Consider the following 24,030-nt stretch of genomic DNA (forward strand, 5'->3'; position numbering starts at 1 on the left):
GGCCGCCGCTCACTGCACGTCGAGTTCGGCGAGGATGGTCGACGAGGCCGACACCTTCTCGCCGATGGTCACGCGCGGGCGCGCATCGAGCGGCAGGTACACGTCGACGCGCGAGCCGAAGCGGATAAAGCCGTAGCGCTGGCCGCGCGAGAGCTTGTCGCCGACCTTGGTGTAGCACAGGATGCGGCGCGCCACCAGGCCCGCCACCTGCACCAGCGTGACCAGCTGCCCATCGGCCGCGCGCCGGATCAGCACCGCGTTGCGCTCGTTTTCGGTCGAGGCCTTGTCGAGGTCGGCATTGACGAACTTGCCGGGGAAGTATTCGACCTTCTCCACCGCGCCGTCGACCGAGACCCGGTTCGAGTGCACGTTGAAGACGTTCATGAAGACGCTGATCTTCAGCGCCTCGCGGTTGGCGTACGGATCCATGGTCTTCTCGACCACGACGATGCGGCCGTCGGCCGGCGCCAGCACGGCATTGGGCTGCGACGGGATCGGACGCGGCGGATCGCGGAAGAACTGCAGCACGAACACCGTGATGATCCACAGCGGCAGCGCCCACCAGAAGCCCGCGCTGGCGTGCACCAGCAGCGAGATGACAAAGGCGCCGGCCAGGAACGGCCAGCCTTCACGGGCGATCAGCGGATGAGGATAGTTCATGCAGTACGTGTTTCGGTGGAGTCAGGCCAAGGCAAGGCGGGCTGGCCGCGGCACGCAGGTGCCGCGCGCCCTGCCGGCCGCCGCGCGAGCAGCATCCGGCACGCCTTGCCCGAAAAGTTCGACAAGGATAACAAAAAGCCGTTCAGGTCCCGGCAATCCCCTTCCGATGATAGAAGGGCAAGGCACGGAACGCTGAACGGCTTCGGCCCGCCGCCGTGCGGCGCGGGCCATCAGCGGCCTTCAGCGGCCTTCAGCGGCCATCAGGCAGCGCTGTGAATCAGTTCTTCGACTGGTCGACCATCTTGTTCTTGGCGATCCACGGCATCATTGCGCGCAGCTTCTCGCCCACCACTTCGATTTCGTGCTCGGCGTTCAGGCGGCGGCGCGAGATCAGCGTCGGGGCTCCGGCCTTGTTCTCGAGCAGGAAGCTCTTGGCGTACTCGCCGGTCTGGATGTCCTTCAGGCACTGCTTCATCGCCTTCTTGGTCTCTTCGGTCACCACGCGCGGGCCGGTGACGTACTCACCATATTCGGCGTTATTGGAGATCGAGTAGTTCATGTTGGCGATGCCGCCTTCGTAGATCAGGTCGACGATCAGCTTCAGCTCGTGCAGGCACTCGAAGTAGGCCATTTCCGGCGCGTAGCCGGCTTCCACCAGGGTCTCGAAGCCGGCCTTGATCAGCTCGACGGTACCGCCGCACAGCACGGCCTGCTCGCCGAACAGGTCGGTTTCGGTTTCTTCGCGGAAGTTGGTCTCGATGATGCCGGCACGGCCGCCGCCGTTGGCGGTGGCGTACGACAGCGCGATGTCACGGGCGGCGCCGGACTTGTTCTGGTGCACGGCGATCAGGTGCGGCACGCCGCCACCTTGCGTGTAGGTGGCGCGCACGGTGTGGCCCGGGGCCTTCGGCGCGATCATGATCACGTCGAGGTCGGCGCGCGGGATCACGGCACCGTAGTGCACGTTGAAGCCGTGCGCGAAGGCCAGCGCGGCGCCTTCCTTGATGTTGGCGTGCACTTCGTTCTTGTAGACGTCGGCGATCTGCTCGTCCGGCAGCAGGATCATGACCACGTCGGCGTTCTTGACGGCCTCGGCCACTTCCTTGACCTGCAGGCCGGCGTTGACGGCCTTGTTCCACGACGCGCCGCTCTTGCGCAGGCCGACCGTCACGTTGACGCCCGAATCCTTCAGGTTCAGCGCGTGGGCGTGGCCCTGCGAACCGTAACCGATGATGGTGACGTTCTTGCCCTTGATCAGCGAGAGGTCGGCGTCCTTGTCGTAAAACACTTTCATGATAAATCCTTCAATCTCTGTCTTTTATATGAGGGGGGCGGCATCCTCGCGCGCATTGTGTGCGCACGGATCGCGCCGCCCGGGGATACTGCGTGAAGCCGTTGGGTGAGCCGGAGCCGGTCAGACCTTCAGGATGCGCTCGCCGCGGCCGATGCCCGAGCCGCCGGTACGGACGGTCTCCAGGATGGCGGTGCGGTCGATTGCGTCCAGGAACGCATCGAGCTTGACGCCGTTGCCGGTCAGCTCGATGGTGTAGGTCTTCTCGGTGACATCGATGATGCGGCCGCGGAAGATGTCGGCGGTGCGCTTCATTTCCTCGCGCTCCTTGCCGACCGCGCGCACCTTGACGAGCATCAGCTCGCGTTCGATGTGCGCGCCTTCGGTCAGGTCGACCACCTTGACCACTTCGACCAGGCGGTTCAGGTGCTTGGTGATCTGCTCGATCACGTCGTCCGAACCGGTGGTGACGATGGTCATGCGCGACAGCGAGGAGTCCTCGGTCGGCGCCACGGTCAGCGTCTCGATGTTGTAGCCGCGGGCCGAGAACAGGCCCACCACGCGCGACAACGCGCCGGCTTCGTTTTCCAGCAGGACCGAAATGATGTGTCGCATTTACAGGTCCTCCGCGCCGAGCAGCATTTCGGAAATGCCCTTGCCGGCCTGGACCATCGGCCAGACGTTTTCGGTGGGATCGGTCTGGAAGTCCAGGAACACGGTACGGTCCTTCAGGCGGAACGCCTCGCGCAGCGCCGGCTCGACGTCCGAGCTCTTCTCGACGCGCATGCCGACGTGGCCATAGGCCTCGGCCAGCTTGACGAAATCAGGCAGCGCATCCATGTAGGAATGCGAGTAGCGGTTGTCGTACTCGATCTCCTGCCACTGGCGCACCATGCCCAGGTAGCCGTTGTTGAGCGAGCAGATCTTCACCGGGGTGTCGTACTGCAGGCAGGTCGACAGCTCCTGGATGCACATCTGGATCGAGCCCTCGCCGGTGATGGTGACGACTTCCTTTTCCGGAAAGGCCTTCTTGATGCCCATCGCATACGGCAGGCCCACGCCCATCGTGCCCAGGCCGCCGGAATTGATCCAGCGGCGCGGCTCGTTGAACTTGTAGAACTGCGCGGCCCACATCTGGTGCTGGCCGACGTCGGAGCAGATGAAGGCGTCGCCGTGGGTCAGTTCCCAGATCTTCTCCACCACATACTGCGGCTTGATGATCTCGGAGCTGCGGTCGTACTTCAGGCAGTCGACCGAGCGCCATTGCTCGATCTGCTCCCACCACTTGGCCAGCGCTTCGCGCTTGGGCTTGATGTCGCTGGCCTTGATCTGCGCGATCAGTTCCTGCAGCACGTCCTTGACGTTGCCGACGATGGGGATGTCGACCTTGACGCGCTTGGAAATCGACGACGGATCGATGTCGATATGGATGATCTTGCGCGCCTGCGAGGTGAAGTGCGACGGGTTGCCGATCACGCGGTCGTCGAAGCGGGCACCGATGGCGATCAGCACGTCGCAGTTCTGCATCGCCATGTTGGCTTCATACGTGCCGTGCATGCCGAGCATGCCGACGAACTGCTTGTGGGTGCCGGGGAACGCGCCCAGGCCCATCAGCGTGTTGGTCACCGGGTGGCCGGTCAGCGCCGCCAGCTGGCGCAGCTCGTCGCTGGCATTGGCCAGCACCACGCCGCCGCCGCTGTAGATATACGGGCGCTCGGCGTTCTGCAGCAGCGCCACGGCCTTGCGGATCTGGCCCGAGTGGCCCTTGTTGACCGGGTTGTACGAGCGCATGTCGATCGACTTGGGGTACTCGTACTTGCAGGCATTGCGCGAGACATCCTTGGGGATGTCCACCACCACCGGGCCCGGACGGCCGGTCGAGGCAATGAAGAACGCCTTCTTGATGGTCGCGGCGAGGTCGCGCACGTCCTTCACCAGGAAGTTGTGCTTGACGATCGGACGCGTGATACCGACGGTGTCGCACTCCTGGAAGGCGTCCTGGCCGATGGCGTGGGTCGGCACGTTGCCGGTGATCACCACCATCGGGATCGAGTCGAGGTAGGCGGTGGCAATGCCCGTGACGGCATTGGTCACGCCGGGACCCGAGGTCACCAGGGCGACGCCCACCTTGCCGGTTGCGCGCGCATAGCCATCCGCGGCATGGACCGCGGCCTGCTCGTGGCGCACCAGGATGTGCTCGAACCTGGTTTGCTTGTGGAGTTCGTCGTAGATGTACAGCACTGCGCCGCCGGGATAGCCCCAGACGTACTCGACGCCTTCTTCGGCAAGTGCGTGAACGAGAATTTCCGCCCCGATCATTTCGGGCGCGGCAGATGAATTGCTGTCGGCGTGGGAGAATTCCGCGCTGGGCATGTTCATTTCAGTCCTTTGCAATTTTCGGCAAAAAATTGTTTGGATGCTCTCTGCCGAACTTGTGGCTCGGGTTCAAGCGGTGCGCGTCTGCATGGAAGACCGCCTCATAAGCGGCCGGATGAGACAACCACTGATGTCGTGTGAACCGTCGATGATACTGCAATGCACCAGCGCGGTCTACGGTTGTTTACGCTGCCGGCACCGGCAAGTTCCCCGGATCTGCGAAAAAGTTTTCCGCGGCGCCATGTATTTCTTCCCATACAAAATGGTACAGGGCGGCCAAATTTTGCTAGCATCGCAGCACCCTGGGGCGCCGCGCGCCCTCGGCAGCACATTCACCCGAACCGGGCCTTGGCCCCGGCGCAACAAGTCCCAACCGCCTGAATGGCCACCGACCAGGAACTGTCCGCCTTTCTTGCCAGCGTCGAGCGGCGCGCCTTCAAGCAGGCCGTGTTCGCCGTCCGCGACGACGAGGCCGCGCTCGACATCGTCCAGGACGCCATGATCAAGCTGGCCGAAAAGTATGGCGACAAGAGCGCCGCGGAACTCGCGCCGCTGTTCCAGCGCATCCTGCAGAACACCATCCACGACTGGTTCCGGCGCCAGAAGGTGCGCAATACCTGGGTGTCGCTGTTTTCCAGCCTGCGCGACGACCGCGACGGCGGCGACGACAACGACCTGCTGGAGACGCTCGAGGCACAGGCGGGCTCCGAATCGTCCGAGAGCAGCGCCGACAAGGTCGAGCGCGCCCAGGTCATGCATATCATCGAGCAGGAGATCCAGCGCCTGCCGACGCGTCAACGCCAGGCGTTCCTGATGCGTTACTGGGAAGATATGGACGTTGCTGAAACCGCGGCCGTGATGGGCTGTTCCGAAGGCAGCGTCAAGACGCACTGTTCCCGTGCCACGCACACACTTGCGCAGGCCCTGCGCGCACGGGGGGTCCGACTATGAGCAGAAACGACAAAGAAATCCGCGAGCGCCGCTTTGCGCATGAGGTTCGCGCGGCACTCGACGCCGGCACCGAAGCCTTGCCGGCCGACATTTCCGAACGGCTCGCCGCCGCGCGCCGGATGGCGGTCGCCCGCAAGAAGGCCGAGGCACCCGCGCTGGTGCCGCAACTTGCCATGCCGGGCGCGCACGCGCCGCTGTTCGACGACGACGCCTCGCCGCTGCACCGCGCCGGCGCCTGGCTGCGCCGGCTGGGGCTGGTCTGGACGCTGGTCGCGCTGGGCGCCGGCCTGATGGGCATCTACCACTGGCAAGAGCAGAAGCGCATCGAGGAACTGGCCGATATCGACGCCGCCATGCTGCTCGACGACCTGCCGCCCACGGCCTACGCCGACGAGGGCTTCCACGTGTTCCTCAAGCACGGGCAGTAGCATGGCGCGCCCGCTTCCCTACCCCGACGCCCCGCGCCGCCGGCTGGCCGCCCTGCTGGCCGGCGCAGCCGCCTGCTGGGCGCTGTTTCCCGCCCCGGCGCAGGCGCAGGGCGCTTCCGCGGCGGATGCAGCCGCGGCCTCCCATGCGGCCCAGCCGGTCAGCGCCAAGCCCGCCTGGACCGACCTCAGCCCGGTCAACCAGCGCATCCTGGCACCGCTGCAGCCGCTCTGGGACACCCTGCCTGAACTGAACCGCCACAAGTGGCTGCGCATCGCCGCGCGCTATCCGAAGTATTCGCCGGCCGAACAGGCCCGGCTGCAGGCACGCATGGCGGAGTGGGTCAGGATGACGCCGCAGCAACGCCGGCTGGCGCGCGAAAACTACCAGATCACCCGCTCGCTGCCGACCGAAAAGAAGGCCGAGGCCTGGGACAAGTATCAGCAGTTGCCCGAAGAGCAGAAGAAAAAGCTGGCCGCCGCCGACCACGTGCCGCGCCGCCCCGGCGCCGTCAGCGCGCTGCCCAGCGGCAAGCGCCTGCCCAGCGACACCAGCCGCCAGCTGCGCCATGAGCATAAGGCGGGCGCAGGCCACGCTGCCCACCCGGCCAGTACGCCGGCCAGTACGCCGGCCAGCGAGGGCGCGGCGCAGCCCGCAGCCCCCGCTGCCGCAGCAGCTGCCGCGGCGTCGGCGCCTGCCGTTGCCACTCCCGCAGCGGCCGCAAGCGCAGCGCTGCCCGCGGCCGCCGTGCCCGCTGCCGCCCAGCCTGCCACCGAAGCGACGGCCGCGGCGTCCGACGCCACCGTGCGCCAGTAACTCGCAGGCCATTTGGCATAATGGCCGTTTGAGGCCGGCCGGCACACGTGGGCCAGCTTCGCCAGGCCCGCGCCGGCATCCGCATGCCGGGCGCAGGCGCCCTGTCCAGAATGCCATCGATGCCCGCTGCCACCCTCGACCCCGTACCCCCTGCCGTGTCCGCGCCGGCCGCCCCGCCGCTGCGCCGCCGTATCGCCTGCATGCTTTATGAAGGCGTGCTGCTGTTCGGCGTGCTGAGCGCCTCGACCGCCGCCTACCTGGTGCTGCGGCCGCTGCTGCAGAAGCTGGGCGTGGACGGGCCGCTGGTGATCCAGCTGTGGAGCTTCCTGGTGATGGGGCTGTATTTCACCTGGTTCTGGCAGCGCAACGGCCAGACCCTGGCGATGCAGACCTGGCGCATGCGCGTCGAAAACGCCGCGGGCGTGCCGCCGCGCTGGCCGCAGGCGGCGCTGCGCTACGTGCTGGCGTGGTTGTGGCTGCCGCCATCGGCCGCCGTCGGCCATCTGCTCGGGCTGGTCAAGGGCCCGTTCGTCGGCGTGCTGTGCGCCGGCCTGCTGGTGTGGATCCTGCTGGCCTTTCTGGACCCGCGCCGCCAGTTCTTGCACGACCGCCTGGCCGGCACGCGCCTGACCGACCTGCGCGCCAAGCCATGAGCCTGGGCGCCGCCGGCATCCGCCGCGTCGCGGTGACCGTGCAGGCGGCCGCGGCGCTGGGCATTGCGGCGGCGCTGGTACACACCGCCGCCTGGCCCTGGCCCGGCGCCCTCGCCGCCGGCGCCGGGCTGATCGTGGGCGGCTTCGCCTCCGGCATTGCCATCGCCTTCGCGCTGAGCGGGCGCGGCCTGTGGGTGGAACGCGGCGATCATCCGCCCGCGCCACCGGCCGAGCTTGCCGCCACCCGCCGGCCGCTGCGGCTGGCGCAGGCATTGCGCTGCTACGGGGCGGAATGCCTGGCGGTACTGCGCATGTTCGACTGGCTGCAACCCTTCCGCGCCCGGGCACCGTTCGCGCCGGCCAGCAATGCCCGGCCCGGCCGCGATGCCCCGCCGGTGCTGCTGGTCCATGGCTACGCCTGCGGCCAGGCGATCTGGCTCGACATGCAGCCGGCCCTGGCCGCGGCCGGCTACCGCTGCCAGGGGATCGACCTGGAACCCGTGTTCGGCGACATCGACGACTACGCGCGCGCGCTGCTGGCGGCGATGCGCCGCCTCCGTGCCGAAAGCGGACGCGCGCCGCTGCTGCTCTGCCACAGCATGGGCGGGCTGGCCGCGCGCGCCGCGCTGCGGCTGGCCGGCGACGAAGACGTCTGCGCCGGCATCGTGACGCTGGGCAGCCCGCACCATGGCAGCGCGCTGGCGCGCTTTGGCGGCGGCCAAAATGCGCGCCAGATGCGTTGCGGCAGCCCCTGGCTGCGCGCGCTGGCGGCCGCCGAAACGCCGCGGCTGCGCGCCCGCATGATCTCGATCTTCAGCTGGCACGATTCGATTGCCGGGCCGCCCTGCACCGGGTGGCTCGACGGCGCCGGCCATATCCCGCTGTCCGGCATCGGCCATGTGTCGCTGCTGCGCCATCCCGCCGCGGTGCGTGCCGTGCTCGACGCCCTGGCCGAGCTGTCCGCGCGCGGCCGCTGAGCCGGTCGCGGCGGCGCCTGTCCCGCGGCCGCAACGATTCATATGACAGTCACGTTTTCGTCACGGTCGCGTCACCGTGGGCTGGCTGAATGCAGCCATCGCCGCAACCGGGACTGGCATGGTGCAAGCAATCCGATCTGCCCGCGGGTATCTGTCGAAAGCCTCGCAACTGGCGCCGTGGCGCCGCAGCGCTGACAGCGGCCCCGCCGCGCCGGTGACCGCCTTCATGGCGCCGGCGCTCGATGGCGCCGCGCTGGCGCCGCCGCGCGAGGCGCAGGAAACCTATCCGCCCGAGCCGCATCCGATCCAGCGCTACCGCGCGATCTGGCTGTCGGACATCCACCTCGGAACGCCCGGCTGCCAGGCCGATTACCTGCTCGATTTCCTCAAGCACAACGAATCCGACCAGCTCTACCTGGTCGGCGACATCATCGACGGCTGGCAGCTGCGCCGCGGCTGGTACTGGCCGCAGAGCCACAACGACGTGGTGCAGAAGCTGCTGCGCAAGGCGCGCAAGGGCACCGAGGTGATCTATGTGCCCGGCAACCACGACGAAGCCGCGCGCCAGTTCGACGGCATGGCCTTCGGCGACATCACCGTGCGCGAGGAGGCGGTCCACGTCACCGCCACCGGGCGGCGCCTGTGGGTGGTGCATGGCGACCTGTTCGACGGCGTGGTGCAGCACGCGCGCTGGCTGGCCTACCTCGGCGATTCGCTGTACACGATGATCCTGGCGCTGAACCGGCACTTCAACAGCCTGCGTGCGCGCCTGGGTTTTCCGTACTGGTCGCTGTCGCAGTACCTGAAGCACCAGGTCAAGAACGCTGTCAACTACATCGGCGCGTTCGAGAGCGCGATGGTGGACGAGGCGCGCCGCCGCGGCTGCGACGGCGTGGTCTGCGGCCATATCCACAAGGCCGAGATCCGCGAGGTCAACGGCCAGCTCTACTGCAACGACGGCGACTGGGTCGAAAGCCTGTCGGCGCTGGTGGAAACGCTGGAAGGCGAACTGAAGATCGTCTACTGGACCACGCTGCTCGACGCCCCCGCGCCCGCCCTGCGCCGCCGGCGCCGCGCCGCCGTGGCCGGCTGAGCCGCGCCATCCGCCCGGCTCCATCCGCATTGCCCTTCCACCGCGCCCAAGGAGGCTGCATGAAGATCCTGATCGTCACCGATGCCTGGGAACCGCAGGTCAATGGCGTGGTGCGCACGCTCAAGTCCACGCGCCGCGAACTCGAGGCGATGGGCCACACGGTCGAGATGATCACGCCGCTGGAATTCCGCACGGTGCCCTGCCCGACCTACCCCGAGATCCGCCTGTCGCTGCTGCCGGGCGCGCGCGTGCGGCGGCGCATCGAGGCCTTCGGCCCCGACGCCCTGCACATCGCCACCGAAGGCCCGCTCGGGCTGGCCGCGCGCAGCCATGCGCTGCGCCGCAAGCTGCCCTTCACCACGGCCTACCACACCCGCTTCCCGGAATATGTGCAGGCCCGCTTCGGCATTCCGCTGACCTGGACTTACCGCTTCCTGAGCTGGTTCCATGGCCCCGCCCAGGCGGTGATGGCGCCGACGCCGGTGGTGCTCGACGACCTGCGGCGCCACGGCATCACCAATGCCGTGCTGTGGACGCGCGGCGTCGACCTGGACGTGTTCACGCCGCAGCGCGCCAATGTGCTCAACACCGCCCACCCGATCTTCCTGTACGTGGGCCGGGTGGCGGTGGAGAAGAACGTCGAGGCGTTCCTGGCGCTGGACCTGCCCGGCTCCAAATGGGTGGTCGGCGACGGCCCGGCGCTGGCGGCGCTGCGCGCGCGCTACCCCGGCGCCAACTACCTGGGCGTGCTGAGCCAGCCCGAGCTGGCGCGGGTGTATGCTTCCGCTGACGTGTTCGTGTTCCCGAGCCGCACCGATACCTTCGGGCTGGTGCTGCTGGAAGCGCTGGCCAGCGGCTTGCCGGTGGCCGCGTATCCGGTCACGGGCCCGATCGACGTGCTCGGCGACAGCCCCGCCGGCGTGATGCACGAAGACCTGCGCGAAGCCTGCCTGGAAGCGCTGCGCATCGATCGCGCCACGGCCCGGGCCCATGCCGAGCGCTTCTCGTGGCGCGCCGCGTCCGAGCAGTTCCTGGCCCACCTGCGGCCGTTCGCCGCTGCCAGGCCAGGGCGGGGCGGCACAGCGGCCTCGGCGTCCACAATGGCCACAGCGGCCACACCCAAGCCTTCCGCCCCGCAAACCCATGCCGAAACCGCATCCGGAACTGCCGTCCGACCCGCCAATGCAGAGGCCGCCGCCGGCAATGCAGAGCGCTGACTACTCCATCGATCAGAATCCGCACAAGGGCAACCGGGGCCTGGCGCGCGCCTGGCATGCGGCGATCAATTCGCTGTCGGGGCTGCGCTACGCGGTGCTGGAGGAAAGCGCGTTCCGCCAGGAGCTAACGCTGGTGGCGATCCTGACGCCGTGCGCCTTCGTGCTGCCGGTGACGGCGGTCGAGCGCATCCTGCTGCTGGGCACGCTGCTGGTGGTGCTGATCGTGGAACTGCTCAACTCCAGCGTCGAGGCCGCGATCGACCGCATCTCGCTGGAGCGGCACAGCCTGTCCAAGCGCGCCAAGGACTTCGGCAGCGCGGCGGTGATGCTGGCGCTGGTGCTGTGCGGCGGCACCTGGGCCACCATTGCCGGGCCCCATGTGGTGCGGTGGGTGCAGGCGCTGGCCGGCTGACCCCGCCGGGCACGGGAAGCCACCCGTCCGGGCGGGATGGGGCACGGCAGGCCGATTGCTTATAATCGCTACCCTGCCCCCGACTTACCGATCGCACCGATCGCCCGGACGCCCATGGAACCGAAACCGCAAACCGGCCCCCGCCGCACCAGGGACCGCATCCTCGACGTCTCGCTGCGCCTGTTCAACGAAGTCGGCGAGCCCAACGTCACCACCACCACGATCGCGGAAGCGATGGAGATCAGCCCCGGCAATCTCTACTACCACTTCCGCAACAAGGACGACATCATCAACTCGATCTTCGTGCGCTTCGAGCAGGAGATGGAGCGCCGCCTGAAGATGCCGGACGACCACAAGGCCACGCTCGACGAAAGCTGGGGCTACCTGCAGTACATGTCCGAGTTCCTGTGGAACTACCGCTTCCTGTACCGCGACATCAACGACCTGCTGGCGCGCAACCGGATGCTGGAGACCAACTTCAAGCGCATCGTCGAGCAGAAGCAGCGCTTTGCGCACGAGATCTGCCGCCAGTTCATCGAAGACGGCGAGATGGAAGCCACGCCCGAGCAGGTCGAGGCCATCTGCACCAACATGGTGGTGATCGCCACCTACTGGCTGTCGTTCCAGTTCGTGCAGCATCCGCGCCAGTACAACGATCCCGAGCAGATCCGCGGCTACCTGCACGGCTCGAGCTACCACATCTTCTCGATCCTGGCCCCGTATCTGCGCGGCCGCGCGCGGGAGGCATTCGACCAGCTGGCGCGCGACTACGCGGCCGCCAAGGCCGCCGCCGGCGCGGCAAAGGAAGCGAAGTGAAATCCGTCTGCGTGTATTGCGGGTCCAGTCCCGGCAACCGTCCCGAATACGCCGAGGGCGCGCGCCTGCTCGGCCGCACCCTGGCCGAAAGCGGCCTGTCGCTGGTGTACGGCGGCGGCAAGGTGGGCCTGATGGGCATCGTCGCCGACGCCGTGCTGGAGCACGGCGGCAGCGCCATCGGCATCATCCCGGAAGCGCTGATGCAGAAGGAAGTCGGCCACCGCGGCCTGACCGAGCTGCACGTGGTGCGCAACATGCACGAACGCAAGCAGATGATGGCCGACCGCGCCGACGCCTTTGTCGCCATGCCCGGCGGCGTGGGTACCTTCGAGGAGCTGTTCGAGACCTTCACCTGGCTGCAGCTGGGCTACCACGCCAAGCCGGTAGGCCTGCTGAACCTGGCCGGGTTCTACGACGGCATGCTGGGCTTCCTGTCGCACGCGGTGCGCGAAGGCTTCCTGAAGCAGGTGCACGCCGAGCTGCTGCACGTGGGCGACACGCCCGCCGGCCTGCTGGCGCAACTGGCGGCCGCGCCGCGCGTGCGGGTCGACAAGTGGCAGCAGGCGCGCGAGCAGACCTGAGCGCGCGCCAGACTCCGGATCGGGTTCAGAAGGAAGAGCCCGGCTGCTGCAGGAACGCCAGTTCCCCGGCCGTACTCTGCCGGCCCAGTACCGCATTGCGGTGCGGGAAGCGGCCGAAGCGCGCGATGATCACGCGGTGCTTCTCGGCCCATTCGACGACATCCACCGCCCCGCCGCTGGCCTCGCGCAGCTGCGTCATCAGGCGCACCGCCTCATGCTGGTCTTCCAGCGACTCCGAATGCTCGAACGGCATGTAGCAGAACATGCGGTGGTAGTCGGTCGGCAGCGCGCGGTCCATGCCGGCGGCGACGATGCGCCGGGCCAGCGCCAGCGCCTGCGCATCGGTGCCGAAGCTGCGCGCATCGTTGCGGAACATGTTGCGCGGGAACTGGTCCAGCAGCACCACGCGCGCGCAGGCGCCCTCGGGCGTGGCCGACCAGTGGTCCGGCGCGCCGTCATGCGCGGCCTGCCAGTCGGGCAGGAAGCTGGCGCGCAATTGCGCGTCGAACGCGTCCGACTTGGTGAACCATTGCGGCCGCGCGGTATTCCAGGCGGCCGAGCCGGGCTGGTCGAACCAGAAATCCAGCACACGCCGGGCGTCTTCAGGCAGTTGGAGGGTCATGGGGCGGGAAGCCTGTTGCGGTAGGAAAAGAAACGCGGCGCCTCAGCGCGCCACGTTGCGCATCCAGTCGGCGGTCTGGAAGAAGGCCTGCATCAGCCGCAGCTGCAGGTCCTCGGGCAGGCCGATGTCCTGCATCGCCAGCGCCATGCAGCGCATCCACTGGTCGCGCTCGCTGACGCCGATCTCGAACGGCATATGCCGCGCGCGCAGGCGCGGATGGCCGAAGCGCTCGATAAAGTGGTTGGGGCCGCCCAGCCAGCCGCACAGGAACCAGAACAGCTTGTCGCGCGAGCCCTCGAGCGACGGCGGGTGCAGCGCGCGCAGCCCGGCGAACTGCGGCTCCAGGTCCATCAGGTCGTAGAAGCGGTCGACCAGTTCGCGCACGCGCGCCTCGCCGCCCACCAGTTCAAAGGCAGTGGCCTCGGCATTGCCGGGCTTGTCATCGGATTCAGTACTCATCACACACTCGGTCTGCGGCGGCGCCGGCACGCGGGCTCAGGCATCGCGCAAGGTCGCCAGCGCGGGCTGGCGCAGCACTTCGCGCAGGCCCAGCCAGCCGCCGGCAAAAGCGCACAGCATGCCAGAAACCACGCCGACCGGCACGATCCAGGCATTGAAGCGGTACGGGAAATCGAACACGAACTGCGACAGCCCCCAGCCCACCGCGATCGCGCCCAGGCTGGCCAGCAGGCCGGCGAGCCCGCCCACCACCAGGAATTCGGCATACTGCGTCTGCCGCACCAGCGCCGCCGAAGCGCCCAGCGCCTTGAGCAGGCCCGCGTCGCGCATGCGCTCGTCGCGCGCGCCGGACAAGGCCGCGTACAGCACCGTCACCCCGGCGGCCAGCGTGAACACGAACAGAAACTCCACCGCCGCGATCACCTGGTCGAGGATGTCCTGGATCTGGCGCAGGATCATGTCGGTGTTGACCACGGTGATGTTGGGAAAGGCGGCGATCAGCCGGTTGCCCAGCGCGGCGCTGGCGGCCGGCAAGTGGAACGAGGTGATGTAGGTCTCGGGCATGCCCTGCATCGCCCGCGGCGGCAGGATCACGAAGAAATTGACGCGCATCGAGCCCCAGTCGAGCTTGCGCAGCGAAGTCACGCGTGCCTGCACGGGCTGGCCGGCGACATCGAAGCGCAGCGTGTCGCCGAGACGGATGCCCAGGGTCTTGGCGATGCCCTCTTCCACCGACGCGCCCGCCTCGGCGCCGTCGGAACCGTTCGACCAGCGCCCGGCGATGACGCGGTTGCCCTCCGGCAGCGCATCGGTATAGGACAGGTTGAACTCGCGCTCGACCAGGTTGCGCGCGCGCCCGTCCTCGAAGCTGTCGCCGCGGATGGCGCGCGCGCCGATATGGGTCAGGCGCCCGCGCACCATCGGGTAAAGCAGGTCGGTGATGCCGGCGCCGGCCAGCATCTGGCGCAGCGGCTCGCGCTGGTCTGGCTGGATATTGATGATGAAGCGGTTGGGCGCGTCCGCCGGCGTGGCGTTGCGCCAGGAATCGACCAGGTCGTTGCGGGTCATGCCGAGCAGCAGCAGCGCCATCAGCCCCACCGCCAGCGCCACGGTCTGCAGCACCGTGACCGCGCGGCGGCGCTCCAGCACCGCCAGCGCGAAGCGCCACCCCATCGCCGCGCGCCCGCGCAGGCGTCCGCGCAGCAGCCGCGACAGCAATGTCAGCAGGCCCAGCGCCAGCACGCCGAACACCACCCCCGCGGCGACAAAGCCGCCGGCAGTGGTCAGCCCCAGCCGCAGGTCGCGCGCCGCCACCAGCAGCAGCGCGACAAAGGCGCCCAGGCCCAGCGCGTAGGCCACCCAGGCCGACACCGGCGGCAGCCCGATATCGCGCCGCAGTACCCGCAGCGGCGCGACCCGTGTCAGCGCCAGCAGCGGTGGCAGCGCAAACCCGGTCAGCAGCACCAGGCCCGCCAGCACGCCCACCAGCGCCGGCAGCAGCGACGGCTGCGGCAGCGACACCTTGAGCAGCCCGCCCAGCGACAGCAGCAGGCCGTAGTGGGCCAGGTAACCGAGCAGCACCCCGGCCAGCGCGCCGGCCGCGCCGACCAGCAGGAATTCCAGGCCGAACGCCCGCAGGATCTGCCCGCGCGACAGCCCCAGGCACTTGTAGACCGCGCAGGCATCGGTGTGGCGCTGCATGTAGCGGCGCGCCGACATCGCGATCGCCACCGCCGCGATCATCGACGACAGCACCGCCACCAGCGACAGGAAGCGCTCGGCGCGGTCCAGCGTGGCGCGCATCTGCGGCTGCCCGGATTCGAGCGACTCGACCCGCGTATTGCGCAGCCGGCGGCGTTCGATCTCGTCCTGCGCCCATTTCTGGAAGGCCGCGCCGGCGGCATCGGGGCCGGCCACCAGCAGCCGGTAAGTGACGCGGCTGCCCCAGCCGATCAGGCCGGTGCTGTCCAGGTCCGACAACGGCATCAGCACGCGCGGCGCGAAGTTCATGAAGCCGGTGCCGCGATCGAGCTCCTGCGTGATGATGCGGTCGATGCGGAAGCTGCGGCTGCCCAGCCGCAGGCTGTCGCCCACCGCCACGCCGAGCGCACCCAGCAGCGCCTCGTCGACCCATACCGTGCCCGGCGCGGGAATGCCGTCCGCAGGCGCGTCCGGCGCCCCCGGCGTGCCGGTCACCCTGAGCCGGCCGCGCAGCGGATAGCCGTCGGTCACCGCCTTGAGCGCGGCCAGCTGGCTGGGCGGCTCGGCGCCGGCCTGCCCCTTGCCCTCGGCGGTGGCCATGCTCGGGAACGTCACGGTCTGCGCCACCGCCAGCCCGGCGGCGCGGGCGCGCTGCGTGAACGCGGCATCGAACGGCTGGTCCGCCACCAGCAGCACATCGGATGCAATCATCTGGCGCGCGTCGCGCTCCAGGCCCAGCCGCATGCGGTCGGCCATGAAGCCGACGCTGGTCAGCGCGGCCACGGCCAGCACCAGCGCAAACAGCAGCAGGTAGAGCTCGCCCGCCAGCCAGTCGCGCCGGGCCATGCGCAGCGCCTGGCGCCAGGCGGAAAATCTGCCGGTGGCAGGGTGCGGTCCGGCGGGTTGGGCGGCGGTCGCAGGGACGTCGAGGGCGGACTCGGAGGGCATCGGGTGGTTGGTTCTTGGTTGCTGGCGCCGGTGCGCCTCGGGTCGGTCAGTCAATGCAAAAAAAGCGGGCGGGAGGCGACGCTAGCGTGGTACGTCATGCCGGGTCCCGCCGCGCAGGCTGGCATGCAGGCGGCGCACCCCGCGCCACAACTTCGGCAGCAGCCACACCGAGCCCAGCAGGAACACCGCCAGCAGCACCAGGAACAGTACCGGCACGAAGAACGCCAGCAGCAGGCTGCCGGTGGCGGTCAGGTCCTCGGTGAATGAGGCCGTCCAGTTGGAAAACGGTTCCGGCGACACGTTGATCAGCGCACGCGTACCCGCCTTGACCGCATGCGCGGTGCCGGCCAGCGTGCCGCCGATCAGGCCCGCGGCCACCACCCACTGGGGATCCAGCTGGCCGAACGCGGCAGCCGCCAGGATCGCCCCGGCCGGAATGCGGATGAAGGTGTGGATGCCGTCCCAGACTGAATCGAAGGCCGGCACCTTGTCCGCCACGAACTCGGCCACCGCCAGCAGCGCGGCCACGCCGATCACCCACCAGGATTCCAGCGGCTGCAGCCCGGGCGGCAGTTCCAGCCAGCCCAGCCGCGCCAGCACCCCGGCGGCGAGCACGGCCAGATAGAGGCGAAATCCGCTGGCCCAGGACATGCCCGCGGCCAGCGCGGCGGTTTCCAGCATGGCGCTCCTTGCAAGGGTCCGGCGCGGGCCGGTGCGGAGATCGGCGCGCCCTGGCAGGGAGTGTAATACGGACCCGCGCGCGCTGCGCCCGGCCGCGTGCGGTCGGGGCAAGCCAGGCCCTCAGCTGTCTTCCTTGCCGTCCACTCCGAACCAGGGCAACGCCTCTTGCGGCGTCAGGATGCCGGCCGGCTCGGCCATGGTGTAGCCGGGCAGCGCCTCGATGCGCCGGGCAAATGCGGGATCGGCCAGCAAAGCCAGCAGCCCGGCCATCCACCCGGCGGTCTGGTCGTTCTTGCGCAGCGCCAGGTAGTAGGCCTCGCGCGTGAGCGGCACGAACGCCAGCCCATGGGCCTCGGCGTTCATGCGCAGCCCGAACCCGGCCTGGGCCCGGCCGCCATGCACGGCTTCCGCCACTTTTTCGTTGCTGAACTCGGTTTCGTCGTAGCCTGCGATCTGGTCCGGATACAAGCCCTCGGCGGCCAGCAGCTGGTCGAACAGCATGCGCGTGCCCGAACTGCGCTGCCGGTTGACGAAGCGCGCCTGGCTGCGCGCCAGGCCGCGCAGGTCGTGCACCTCGCGCGCCAGCTCCGGCGCCAGGATCAGCCCCTGCTCGCGCCACGCCAGCCGCAGCAGCCGCACCGCGCCCGGCCGCAGCCACTTGCGCAAGGTCACATGCGCGACCGAGCCCGCGGTCTGCACCGGCGAGACATAGAACCCGGCCAGCTCCGACTGGCGCTCCTGCAGGCAGATCAGCCCCTCGACGCTGCCGCAGAACACCGTGTCCAGCTGCAGCGGGCTCCTGGCCGCGCCCAGCGCGGCGGCCAGCACCTCCACCGCCGGATCATGGCTGCCGGTGAAATGCACGCACGACTGCGGCTGCTGGGCATCGTCCAGGTCCGCGATGAACTCGGCCATGGCCCGCTGCACCGCCGGTTCGATCGACTCGCGCAGGCGCAGCTCGGCGCGCAGCAGGCGCTCGCCGAAGCGTGTCAGCGAGGCGCCGCGCCCGCGCTCCATATCCAGCATGCTGCGCCCGAGCATCTCTTCCCACGAGCGCATCACGCCCCAGGCGTGGCGGTACGACAGCCCGATCTCGCGCGCGGCGCGGTGCAGCGATCCGGTTTCGCGCACGGCCTTGAGCAGCTGGAACACCTTGGCATTGGCGCGCGGATTGTCGTCGGGGGCCACCACCGGAAACAGGTCGAAGCGGAAGGTCATAGGTTCTCCGCTACATATTTACTTGCCGATCTCGGCTGCACCACAATGAATACCCCATTCTTATGTTGTTTTGCCGCATTCTCACTGAGATCCCATGGCAAAATCAATTATGTCGACAAAAACATAATATCGAGGAGATCCGATATGTCCCGCCGCGCCCAGGCCTTGCGCCGCCTCGCCGGATCGCTACTCAGCATCGCCCTGCTGCCGGCGGCGCATGCCGGCGCGATCAGGCTGGCCACCACCACCAGCACCGAGAACTCGGGCCTGCTCAAGCACCTGCTGCCGCGTTTCGAAAAAAGCTCGGGCGTCACCGTGAAGGTGATCGCGGTGGGCTCGGGCAAGGCCATGAAGATGGGCGAGATGGGCGACGTCGACGTGCTGCTGGTGCACGCGCGCAAGCTCGAAGACGCCTTCGTCGCCGCCGGCTACGGCGTGAACCGGCGCGACGTGATGTACAACGATTTCATCGTGGTCGGGCCCGCCAGCGACCCGGCTGGCATTAAAGGCGGCAAGGATGTGCTGGCGGGCTTGCGCAAGCTGGCTGCCAGCGGCAGCAAGTTCATCTCGCGCGGCGACAATTCCGGCACCGACGTGATGGAGCGGGATTACTGGAAGCAACTCGGCATCCAGCCCAAGGGCCAGCCGTGGTACATCAACGCCGGCTTGGGCATGGGCGAAGTGCTGACCATGGCGGCGCAGATGCCCGCCTATACCTTGTCGGACCGCGCCACCTACGGCGCCTACCGGGCGAAAACCGGCCTGGCGATCGCCATCGAAGGCGACCCGAAGATGTTCAATCCGTACGGCATCATCGCGGTCAACCCGGCCAGGCATCCGGGCATCAACTACAAGGATGCAATGAAGCTGGTCGAGTGGATCACGTCGCGGGAAGGACAGGACGCGATTGCGGGGTTCAAGGTGGGAGGGGAGCAGCTGTTTTTTCCCACCTCTCACTCCAAGTAGCCCGGCCGCGTCCGTGCCGCCTTAGCCCGCCTTAGCCCGCCTCCGCCTCCAGCCGCGGCAACTGCGGCAGATCCGCTGCCACCTCCGCAATCATGCGCCGGATCCACATCACGTCCGGCGCGGCATGGCAGCGTTCGTGCCACAGCTGGTAGAAGCGCATGCGCGGGAACGACACCGGCGACGGCACCATGCGGATCGGCAGGTATTGCGCGTAGTGCGCGGCAAATTGCCGGCCGGTGGTGAAGACCATGTCGGTCTTCATCAGCACATACGGCACCAGTCCGAAATACGGCAGCGTGACCTGGATATTGCGCTTGTAGCCCTGCTCGGCAAGCGCCTGGTCGATCATGCTGCGCTGCATCGATGCATAGGGCGCGGGCGCCAGGTGCGGCATTTCCAGGTAATGCTTGAGCGTCAGGCCCTTGCGCGCCAGCGGGTGCTGGGCGCCCAGCATGCACACCACCTCGTCGTCGAACAGCGGCGAGATATGCAGGTGCTCGGGCGGCGACAGCCAGTTGCCGACCACGATATCGAGCTGCCCTTGCTCGAGGTCGTCGAGGAAGTCCGACGACGACGTCATCGGATGCACGAACAGCTTGGCGCCCGGCGCCAGCCGGCGCACGCGCTCGACGATATTGGGCAGGAAGAAGGCGTCCAGGTAGTCGGGGGCGCCGAGGTGGAAGGTGCGCGTGGTGGTGGCCGGGTCGAACTGCTGCGGCGGGCGCGCGATGCGGTCCATCGCCGCCAGGCTCTGCTCGGCCAGCGCCAGCAGTTCGCGGCCGCGCTCGGTGGGCACCATGCCGTTTTTGCCCCGCACCAAAATGGCGTCGCCGGTGATCTCGCGCAGGCGCTTCAGGGTATTGCTGATGGCGGGCTGCGACTGGCCCAGACGCACGGCGGTGCGGGTCACGCTCTGCTCGGTGAGCAGGGTATGGAGCACCCGCAGCAAATAGGTATCGAGATGGTCGCGTCCGTGCATGGCGATGGCGGCCCTCCGGCGGGGCCGGATGGGTGGCGTGGGGGATGGGAACGGCGCATAGTGTATGACAGGCACCCCACAATCGGTCAAATCACCCTCCCCCGAGGGGCGCCGCCCGGTGCGGCGGCGCATGTCCGCGGTGCCCGCTGATGGGGCATATCACCTGGGCCGAATATTGCTGGAAAGGCCTGGGTGCTATGTTTCCGCCATCACCAAGAGAGAGAAGACCATGGAGACGCAAACCATCCGCTTTTTCCATCGCGGCCAGGTCAAGGAAGTATCCGACGCCCCCATTACCCGCACCGTGCTGCAGTACCTGCGTGAAGACGCACGCTGCACCGGCACCAAGGAAGGCTGCGCCGAAGGCGACTGCGGCGCCTGCACCGTCGTCATCGGCGAGCTGCAGGACGGCGGCGACGTCGAATTCAAGGCAGTCAACGCCTGCATCCAGTTCCTGCCCACGCTCGACGGCAAGGCCCTGATCACGGTCGAGGACCTGCGCCAGGCCGACGGCAACCTGCACCCCGTGCAGGAAGCCATGGTCGAGTGCCACGGCTCGCAGTGCGGCTTCTGCACCCCCGGCTTCGTGATGTCGCTGTGGGCGCTGTACCAGCAGCACACGCCGGGCGGCGAGGCGCCCTCGCGCCAGACCATCTGCGATGCGCTCACCGGCAACCTGTGCCGCTGCACCGGCTACCGCCCGATCATCGACGCCGGCGAACGCATGATGGCCCTGCCCGCCCCCAGCGCGGACAAGCTCAACCCGCGCCAGATCGCCGACACGCTGCGCAACCTGAAGCGCGGCAAAACCTTCCGCTACCGCGCGCAGGGCCAGGAATTCTTCGCCCCGCGCACCGCGGCCGAGTTCGGCGCGATCAAGGCGGCACAGCCCGAGATCCGCATCCTGGCCGGCAGCACCGACGTGGGCCTGTGGGTCACCAAGCAGTTCCGCGAGCTGGGCAACCTGCTCTACGTCGGCCAGGTGGAAGACCTGAACCAGATCGAACAACGCGACGGCATGATCGAGATCGGCGCCGCGGTCACGCTGGAAAAGGCCTACGCCGCGCTCAACGCCGCGCATCCGGAGCTGGAAGAACTGTGGAAGCGCTTTGCCTCGCTGCCGATCCGCAATGCCGGCACGCTGGGCGGCAATATCGCCAACGGCTCGCCCATCGGCGATTCGATGCCGGCGCTGATCGCGCTGGGCACGGAGGTGGTGCTGCAGCACGGCGAGACGCGCCGCACGCTGCCGCTGGAAGACCTGTACCTGGCGTACCAGAAGACGGCGATGCAGCCTGGTGAATTCGTCGCCGCGCTGCGCGTGCCGGTGGCCGGCCCGCAGCACTTCCGCACCTACAAGCTGTCCAAACGCTTTGACGAGGATATTTCCGCGGTGTGCGCCGCCTTCGGCATCACCGTGCAGGACGGCATCGTCACGCAGGCCCGCGTCGCCTTCGGCGGCATGGCCGCGACGCCCAAGCGCGCCGCCGCCACCGAGGCGGCGCTGACCGGCCAGCCGTGGAACGAAGCCACCGCGCGCGCCGGCATGGCCGCGCTGGCCCAGGACTACACGCCGCTCACCGACATGCGCGCGACCGCGTCGTACCGCAGCCGCGGCGCCGCCAACCTGCTGTACCGGTTCTGGCTGGAAACCAATGCCGACGCGCTGCCCGCCGCAGCCGTCAATGTCCGCGCCCCCGGCGCCGGCATCAACGCAACCGCCACGGCCTGAGCCGGAGAACAAGGAACGAAATCGGCATGAACAAGCAAACCGAACCCTTCCTGCTCGACGCCGCCGCCGAACAGGTTCCGCAGGTCGGCATCTCGCGCCCGCACGAATCCGCCCACCTGCACGTGGCCGGCACCGCCACCTACACCGACGACATCCCCGAGCTGGCCGGCACGCTGCACGCCGCGCTCGGCATGAGCGCCCGCGCGCACGCGCGCATCCGCTCCATCTCGCTCGACAAGGTACGCGCCGCGCCGGGGGTGGTCGACGTGCTGACGGTGGACGACATCCCCGGCACCAATGACTGCGGCCCGATCATCCATGACGACCCGATCCTGGCGCGCGACGTGGTGCAGTTCGTCGGCCAGCCGGTCTTTATCGTCGTGGCGACCTCGCATGACGCCGCCCGCCGCGCCGCCCGCCTCGGCGTGATCGACTATGAAGACCTGCCGCCGGTGCTGTCGCCGCAGGCCGCGCACGAGGCCGGCAGCTATGTGCTGCCGCCGATGCACCTGACGCGCGGCGAGCCCGCCGCGCGCATTGCCGGCGCGACCCACCAGGACAGCGGCACGATCCACCTGGGCGGCCAGGAGCAGTTCTACCTCGAAGGCCAGATCTCGTACGCCGCGCCGCGCGAGAATGACGGCATGCACGTGTGGTGCTCGACCCAGCACCCGACCGAAATGCAGCACGCGGTCGCGCACATGCTGGGCTGGCATGCGCACCAGGTGCTGGTCGAATGCCGCCGCATGGGCGGCGGCTTCGGCGGCAAGGAATCGCAGTCGGCGCTGTTTGCCTGCTGCGCCGCGCTGGCGGCGTGGAAGCTGATGTGCCCGGTCAAGCTGCGCCCGGACCGCGACGACGACATGATGATCACCGGCAAGCGCCATGACTTCGTGTTCGACTACAGCGTCGGCCATGACGACGAAGGCCATATCGAAGGCGTGAAGGTGCAGATGGTGTCGCGCGCCGGCTTCTCGGCCGACCTGTCGGGCCCGGTGATGACCCGCGCCATCTGCCACTTCGACAACGCCTACTGGCTGCCGAACGTGCAGATCGACGGCTACTGCGGCAAGACCAACACGCAGAGCAATACCGCTTTCCGCGGCTTCGGCGGCCCGCAGGGCGCGTTCGCGGTCGAGTACATCCTCGACAACATCGCCCGCACGGTCGGCAAGGATTCGCTCGACGTGCGCCGCGCCAACTTCTACGGCAAGTGCGAGAACAACGTCACCCCCTACGGCCAGACCGTCGAAGACAACGTCATCCACGAGCTGATCGACGAGCTGGTGGCCAGCAGCGAATACCGCGCCCGCCGCGAGGCCACGCGCGCGTTCAATGCCACCAGCCCGGTGCTGAAGAAGGGCATCGCCATCACCCCGGTGAAGTTCGGCATCTCGTTCAACGTGGCCCACTTCAACCAGGCCGGCGCGCTGGTGCACGTCTACAACGACGGCTCGGTGCTGGTGAACCATGGCGGCACCGAAATGGGCCAGGGCCTGAACACCAAGGTGGCGATGGTGGTGGCGCACGAGCTCGGCATCCGCATGGAACGCGTGCGCGTGACCGCGACCGATACCAGCAAGGTGGCCAACACCTCGGCCACCGCGGCCTCGACCGGCGCCGACCTGAACGGCAAGGCGGCGCAGGACGCCGCCCGCCAGATCCGCGAGCGCCTGGCCGCGTTTGCCGCGCGCAAGGCCGGCGTGGAACCGTCGGAAGTGCGCTTCAACGATGACCTGGTCAGCGCCGGCGAACTGCGCCTGTCGTTCGGCGAGCTGGCGCGCGAAGCCTACGTGGCGCGCGTGCAGCTGTGGTCCGACGGCTTCTACACCACGCCCAAGCTGCACTGGGACCAGAAGACGCTGCAGGGCCGCCCGTTCTACTACTTCGCCTACGGCGCCGCGTGCTCCGAGGTGCTGGTCGACACCCTCACCGGCGAATGGAAGCTGCTGCGCGCCGACGCGCTGCACGACGCCGGCCGCTCGCTGAACCCGGCGATCGATATCGGCCAGGTCGAAGGCGCATTCATCCAGGGCATGGGCTGGCTGACCACTGAAGAACTGTGGTGGAACAAGGACGGCAAGCTGATGACGCACGCGCCGTCGACGTACAAGATCCCGACGGTCAATGACTGCCCGGAAGCCTTCAACGTGCGCCTGTTCCAGAACCGCAATGTCGAGGACAGCATCCACCGCTCCAAGGCCGTCGGCGAGCCGCCGCTGCTGCTGCCGTTCTCGGTGTTCTTCGCGATCCGCGACGCCGTGGCCGCGCTGGGCGACTACCGCATCAACCCGCCGCTGAAGGCCCCGGCCACCAGCGAGGCCATCCTCGACGCCGTCGAGGCCGTGCGCGCGGCGGCGGCGCAAGGGGCTGCGCAGGCAGCCTGAACGGTGGCAAGGAAGCGCGCGCCTGCGGGCGCCCCGGACTTTCCCCCCTCGACTGCGTTGACAGGCGA

At 68.5% G+C, this 24,030-nt stretch carries 23 protein-coding genes; 13 read left to right on the forward strand and 10 right to left on the reverse strand.

Going from position 1 to position 24,030, the window contains the following annotated elements; genetic code table 11:
• Nucleotides 1-9: 9 nt before the first annotated feature.
• From LIN44_RS13040 to LIN44_RS13055, 4 genes are all read right to left on the reverse strand, one after another.
• Complete coding sequence (locus LIN44_RS13040; RefSeq protein ID WP_227312426.1) at nucleotides 10-660, reverse strand: phosphatidylserine decarboxylase; 651 nt, start codon at nucleotides 658-660, stop codon at nucleotides 10-12.
• Between the two features lie 277 nt (nucleotides 661-937).
• Nucleotides 938-1,954, reverse strand: a complete 1,017-nt coding sequence (gene ilvC / locus LIN44_RS13045) for a ketol-acid reductoisomerase (protein WP_012352318.1) — start codon at nucleotides 1,952-1,954, stop codon at nucleotides 938-940.
• Nucleotides 1,955-2,074: 120 nt separating this feature from the next.
• On the reverse strand, nucleotides 2,075-2,566 hold the full coding sequence (ilvN, locus tag LIN44_RS13050; protein WP_012352317.1) for an acetolactate synthase small subunit: 492 nt from the start codon (nucleotides 2,564-2,566) through the stop codon (nucleotides 2,075-2,077).
• Entirely contained in the window at nucleotides 2,567-4,330 is a 1,764-nt protein-coding gene (locus tag LIN44_RS13055) for an acetolactate synthase 3 catalytic subunit (protein ID WP_227312427.1), read from the reverse strand. It abuts the gene before it with no gap.
• A 378-nt stretch (nucleotides 4,331-4,708) separates the two neighbouring features.
• On the opposite strand from LIN44_RS13055, the gene LIN44_RS13060 reads away from it, so the two are divergent.
• From LIN44_RS13060 to LIN44_RS13105, 10 genes are all read left to right on the forward strand, one after another.
• Complete coding sequence (locus LIN44_RS13060; protein WP_227312428.1) at nucleotides 4,709-5,278, forward strand: RNA polymerase sigma factor; 570 nt, start codon at nucleotides 4,709-4,711, stop codon at nucleotides 5,276-5,278.
• Nucleotides 5,275-5,706 carry a DUF3619 family protein gene (locus LIN44_RS13065; protein WP_227312429.1) on the forward strand — a complete coding sequence of 144 codons (432 nt, stop codon included), beginning with the start codon at nucleotides 5,275-5,277 and terminating at the stop codon, nucleotides 5,704-5,706. Before LIN44_RS13060 ends, LIN44_RS13065 begins: the two co-directional genes overlap by 4 nt.
• A 1-nt stretch (nucleotide 5,707) precedes the next feature.
• Entirely contained in the window at nucleotides 5,708-6,520 is an 813-nt protein-coding gene (locus LIN44_RS13070) for a DUF3106 domain-containing protein (RefSeq protein WP_227312430.1), read from the forward strand.
• A gap of 119 nt (nucleotides 6,521-6,639) precedes the next feature.
• A complete protein-coding gene (locus LIN44_RS13075; RefSeq protein ID WP_227312431.1) occupies nucleotides 6,640-7,173 on the forward strand; it encodes an RDD family protein in 534 nt (177 codons plus the stop codon).
• The gene (locus LIN44_RS13080; RefSeq protein ID WP_227312432.1) at nucleotides 7,170-8,150 is read left to right on the forward strand and encodes a triacylglycerol lipase; all 981 of its coding nucleotides are present in this window, start codon (nucleotides 7,170-7,172) and stop codon (nucleotides 8,148-8,150) included. The genes LIN44_RS13075 and LIN44_RS13080 overlap by 4 nt, the downstream gene beginning before the upstream one ends.
• A 118-nt stretch (nucleotides 8,151-8,268) precedes the next feature.
• A complete protein-coding gene (locus tag LIN44_RS13085) occupies nucleotides 8,269-9,243 on the forward strand; it encodes a UDP-2,3-diacylglucosamine diphosphatase (RefSeq protein WP_227312433.1) in 975 nt (324 codons plus the stop codon).
• A gap of 59 nt (nucleotides 9,244-9,302) precedes the next feature.
• Entirely contained in the window at nucleotides 9,303-10,460 is a 1,158-nt protein-coding gene (locus LIN44_RS13090) for a glycosyltransferase family 1 protein (protein ID WP_227312434.1), read from the forward strand.
• Entirely contained in the window at nucleotides 10,387-10,872 is a 486-nt protein-coding gene (locus LIN44_RS13095) for a diacylglycerol kinase (protein WP_370641573.1), read from the forward strand. Before LIN44_RS13090 ends, LIN44_RS13095 begins: the two co-directional genes overlap by 74 nt.
• A gap of 114 nt (nucleotides 10,873-10,986) precedes the next feature.
• Complete coding sequence (locus LIN44_RS13100) at nucleotides 10,987-11,688, forward strand: TetR/AcrR family transcriptional regulator (protein ID WP_227312436.1); 702 nt, start codon at nucleotides 10,987-10,989, stop codon at nucleotides 11,686-11,688.
• Complete coding sequence (locus LIN44_RS13105) at nucleotides 11,685-12,269, forward strand: TIGR00730 family Rossman fold protein (protein WP_227312437.1); 585 nt, start codon at nucleotides 11,685-11,687, stop codon at nucleotides 12,267-12,269. Before LIN44_RS13100 ends, LIN44_RS13105 begins: the two co-directional genes overlap by 4 nt.
• 25 nt (nucleotides 12,270-12,294) lie before the next feature.
• On the opposite strand, the gene LIN44_RS13110 is transcribed toward LIN44_RS13105, so the two are convergent.
• The 5 genes from LIN44_RS13110 to LIN44_RS13130 form a co-directional block, all read right to left on the reverse strand.
• Nucleotides 12,295-12,891, reverse strand: a complete 597-nt coding sequence (locus LIN44_RS13110; RefSeq protein WP_227312438.1) for a DUF924 family protein — start codon at nucleotides 12,889-12,891, stop codon at nucleotides 12,295-12,297.
• A gap of 42 nt (nucleotides 12,892-12,933) precedes the next feature.
• A complete protein-coding gene (locus LIN44_RS13115; protein WP_227312439.1) occupies nucleotides 12,934-13,350 on the reverse strand; it encodes a group II truncated hemoglobin in 417 nt (138 codons plus the stop codon).
• A 36-nt stretch (nucleotides 13,351-13,386) separates the two neighbouring features.
• Complete coding sequence (locus tag LIN44_RS13120) at nucleotides 13,387-15,999, reverse strand: ABC transporter permease (protein WP_227312440.1); 2,613 nt, start codon at nucleotides 15,997-15,999, stop codon at nucleotides 13,387-13,389.
• 81 nt (nucleotides 16,000-16,080) lie between these two features.
• On the reverse strand, nucleotides 16,081-16,680 hold the full coding sequence (locus tag LIN44_RS13125) for a DUF4126 domain-containing protein (RefSeq protein ID WP_227312441.1): 600 nt from the start codon (nucleotides 16,678-16,680) through the stop codon (nucleotides 16,081-16,083).
• 120 nt (nucleotides 16,681-16,800) lie between these two features.
• Complete coding sequence (locus tag LIN44_RS13130; protein WP_227312442.1) at nucleotides 16,801-17,898, reverse strand: substrate-binding domain-containing protein; 1,098 nt, start codon at nucleotides 17,896-17,898, stop codon at nucleotides 16,801-16,803.
• A gap of 144 nt (nucleotides 17,899-18,042) precedes the next feature.
• On the opposite strand from LIN44_RS13130, the gene LIN44_RS13135 reads away from it, so the two are divergent.
• Complete coding sequence (locus LIN44_RS13135) at nucleotides 18,043-18,864, forward strand: substrate-binding domain-containing protein (protein WP_227312443.1); 822 nt, start codon at nucleotides 18,043-18,045, stop codon at nucleotides 18,862-18,864.
• 31 nt (nucleotides 18,865-18,895) lie between these two features.
• Here LIN44_RS13135 and LIN44_RS13140 read toward each other — a convergent pair whose 3' ends face one another.
• Nucleotides 18,896-19,843 (reverse strand): LysR substrate-binding domain-containing protein, encoded by a 948-nt coding sequence (locus LIN44_RS13140; protein WP_010809162.1) that lies wholly within the window; start codon nucleotides 19,841-19,843, stop codon nucleotides 18,896-18,898.
• Between the two features lie 229 nt (nucleotides 19,844-20,072).
• Here LIN44_RS13140 and xdhA point away from each other — a divergent pair, with 229 nt between their 5' ends.
• Nucleotides 20,073-21,575: a xanthine dehydrogenase small subunit gene (xdhA, locus tag LIN44_RS13145; protein WP_227312444.1), complete on the forward strand. Its 1,503-nt coding sequence runs from the start codon at nucleotides 20,073-20,075 to the stop codon at nucleotides 21,573-21,575.
• 26 nt (nucleotides 21,576-21,601) lie between these two features.
• Nucleotides 21,602-23,962 carry a xanthine dehydrogenase molybdopterin binding subunit gene (xdhB, locus tag LIN44_RS13150; protein WP_227312445.1) on the forward strand — a complete coding sequence of 787 codons (2,361 nt, stop codon included), beginning with the start codon at nucleotides 21,602-21,604 and terminating at the stop codon, nucleotides 23,960-23,962.
• The last annotated feature ends 68 nt before the right edge of the window (nucleotides 23,963-24,030 follow it).

The sequence above is a fragment of the Cupriavidus sp. MP-37 genome (assembly GCF_020618415.1).
Classification (GTDB): Bacteria; Pseudomonadota; Gammaproteobacteria; order Burkholderiales; family Burkholderiaceae; genus Cupriavidus.

Coding starts and splice junctions, on each gene's coding strand:
- LIN44_RS13040 (WP_227312426.1), bottom strand. CDS start 660: ATGAACTATCCTCATCCGCTGATCGCCCGTGAAGGCTGGCCGTTCCTG.
- ilvC (WP_012352318.1), bottom strand. CDS start 1,954: ATGAAAGTGTTTTACGACAAGGACGCCGACCTCTCGCTGATCAAGGGC.
- ilvN (WP_012352317.1), bottom strand. CDS start 2,566: ATGCGACACATCATTTCGGTCCTGCTGGAAAACGAAGCCGGCGCGTTG.
- LIN44_RS13055 (WP_227312427.1), bottom strand. CDS start 4,330: ATGAACATGCCCAGCGCGGAATTCTCCCACGCCGACAGCAATTCATCT.
- LIN44_RS13060 (WP_227312428.1), top strand. CDS start 4,709: ATGGCCACCGACCAGGAACTGTCCGCCTTTCTTGCCAGCGTCGAGCGG.
- LIN44_RS13065 (WP_227312429.1), top strand. CDS start 5,275: ATGAGCAGAAACGACAAAGAAATCCGCGAGCGCCGCTTTGCGCATGAG.
- LIN44_RS13070 (WP_227312430.1), top strand. CDS start 5,708: ATGGCGCGCCCGCTTCCCTACCCCGACGCCCCGCGCCGCCGGCTGGCC.
- LIN44_RS13075 (WP_227312431.1), top strand. CDS start 6,640: ATGCCCGCTGCCACCCTCGACCCCGTACCCCCTGCCGTGTCCGCGCCG.
- LIN44_RS13080 (WP_227312432.1), top strand. CDS start 7,170: ATGAGCCTGGGCGCCGCCGGCATCCGCCGCGTCGCGGTGACCGTGCAG.
- LIN44_RS13085 (WP_227312433.1), top strand. CDS start 8,269: ATGGTGCAAGCAATCCGATCTGCCCGCGGGTATCTGTCGAAAGCCTCG.
- LIN44_RS13090 (WP_227312434.1), top strand. CDS start 9,303: ATGAAGATCCTGATCGTCACCGATGCCTGGGAACCGCAGGTCAATGGC.
- LIN44_RS13095 (WP_370641573.1), top strand. CDS start 10,387: ATGCCGAAACCGCATCCGGAACTGCCGTCCGACCCGCCAATGCAGAGG.
- LIN44_RS13100 (WP_227312436.1), top strand. CDS start 10,987: ATGGAACCGAAACCGCAAACCGGCCCCCGCCGCACCAGGGACCGCATC.
- LIN44_RS13110 (WP_227312438.1), bottom strand. CDS start 12,891: ATGACCCTCCAACTGCCTGAAGACGCCCGGCGTGTGCTGGATTTCTGG.
- LIN44_RS13115 (WP_227312439.1), bottom strand. CDS start 13,350: ATGAGTACTGAATCCGATGACAAGCCCGGCAATGCCGAGGCCACTGCC.
- LIN44_RS13120 (WP_227312440.1), bottom strand. CDS start 15,999: ATGCCCTCCGAGTCCGCCCTCGACGTCCCTGCGACCGCCGCCCAACCC.
- LIN44_RS13125 (WP_227312441.1), bottom strand. CDS start 16,680: ATGCTGGAAACCGCCGCGCTGGCCGCGGGCATGTCCTGGGCCAGCGGA.
- LIN44_RS13130 (WP_227312442.1), bottom strand. CDS start 17,898: ATGACCTTCCGCTTCGACCTGTTTCCGGTGGTGGCCCCCGACGACAAT.
- LIN44_RS13135 (WP_227312443.1), top strand. CDS start 18,043: ATGTCCCGCCGCGCCCAGGCCTTGCGCCGCCTCGCCGGATCGCTACTC.
- LIN44_RS13140 (WP_010809162.1), bottom strand. CDS start 19,843: ATGCACGGACGCGACCATCTCGATACCTATTTGCTGCGGGTGCTCCAT.
- xdhA (WP_227312444.1), top strand. CDS start 20,073: ATGGAGACGCAAACCATCCGCTTTTTCCATCGCGGCCAGGTCAAGGAA.
- xdhB (WP_227312445.1), top strand. CDS start 21,602: ATGAACAAGCAAACCGAACCCTTCCTGCTCGACGCCGCCGCCGAACAG.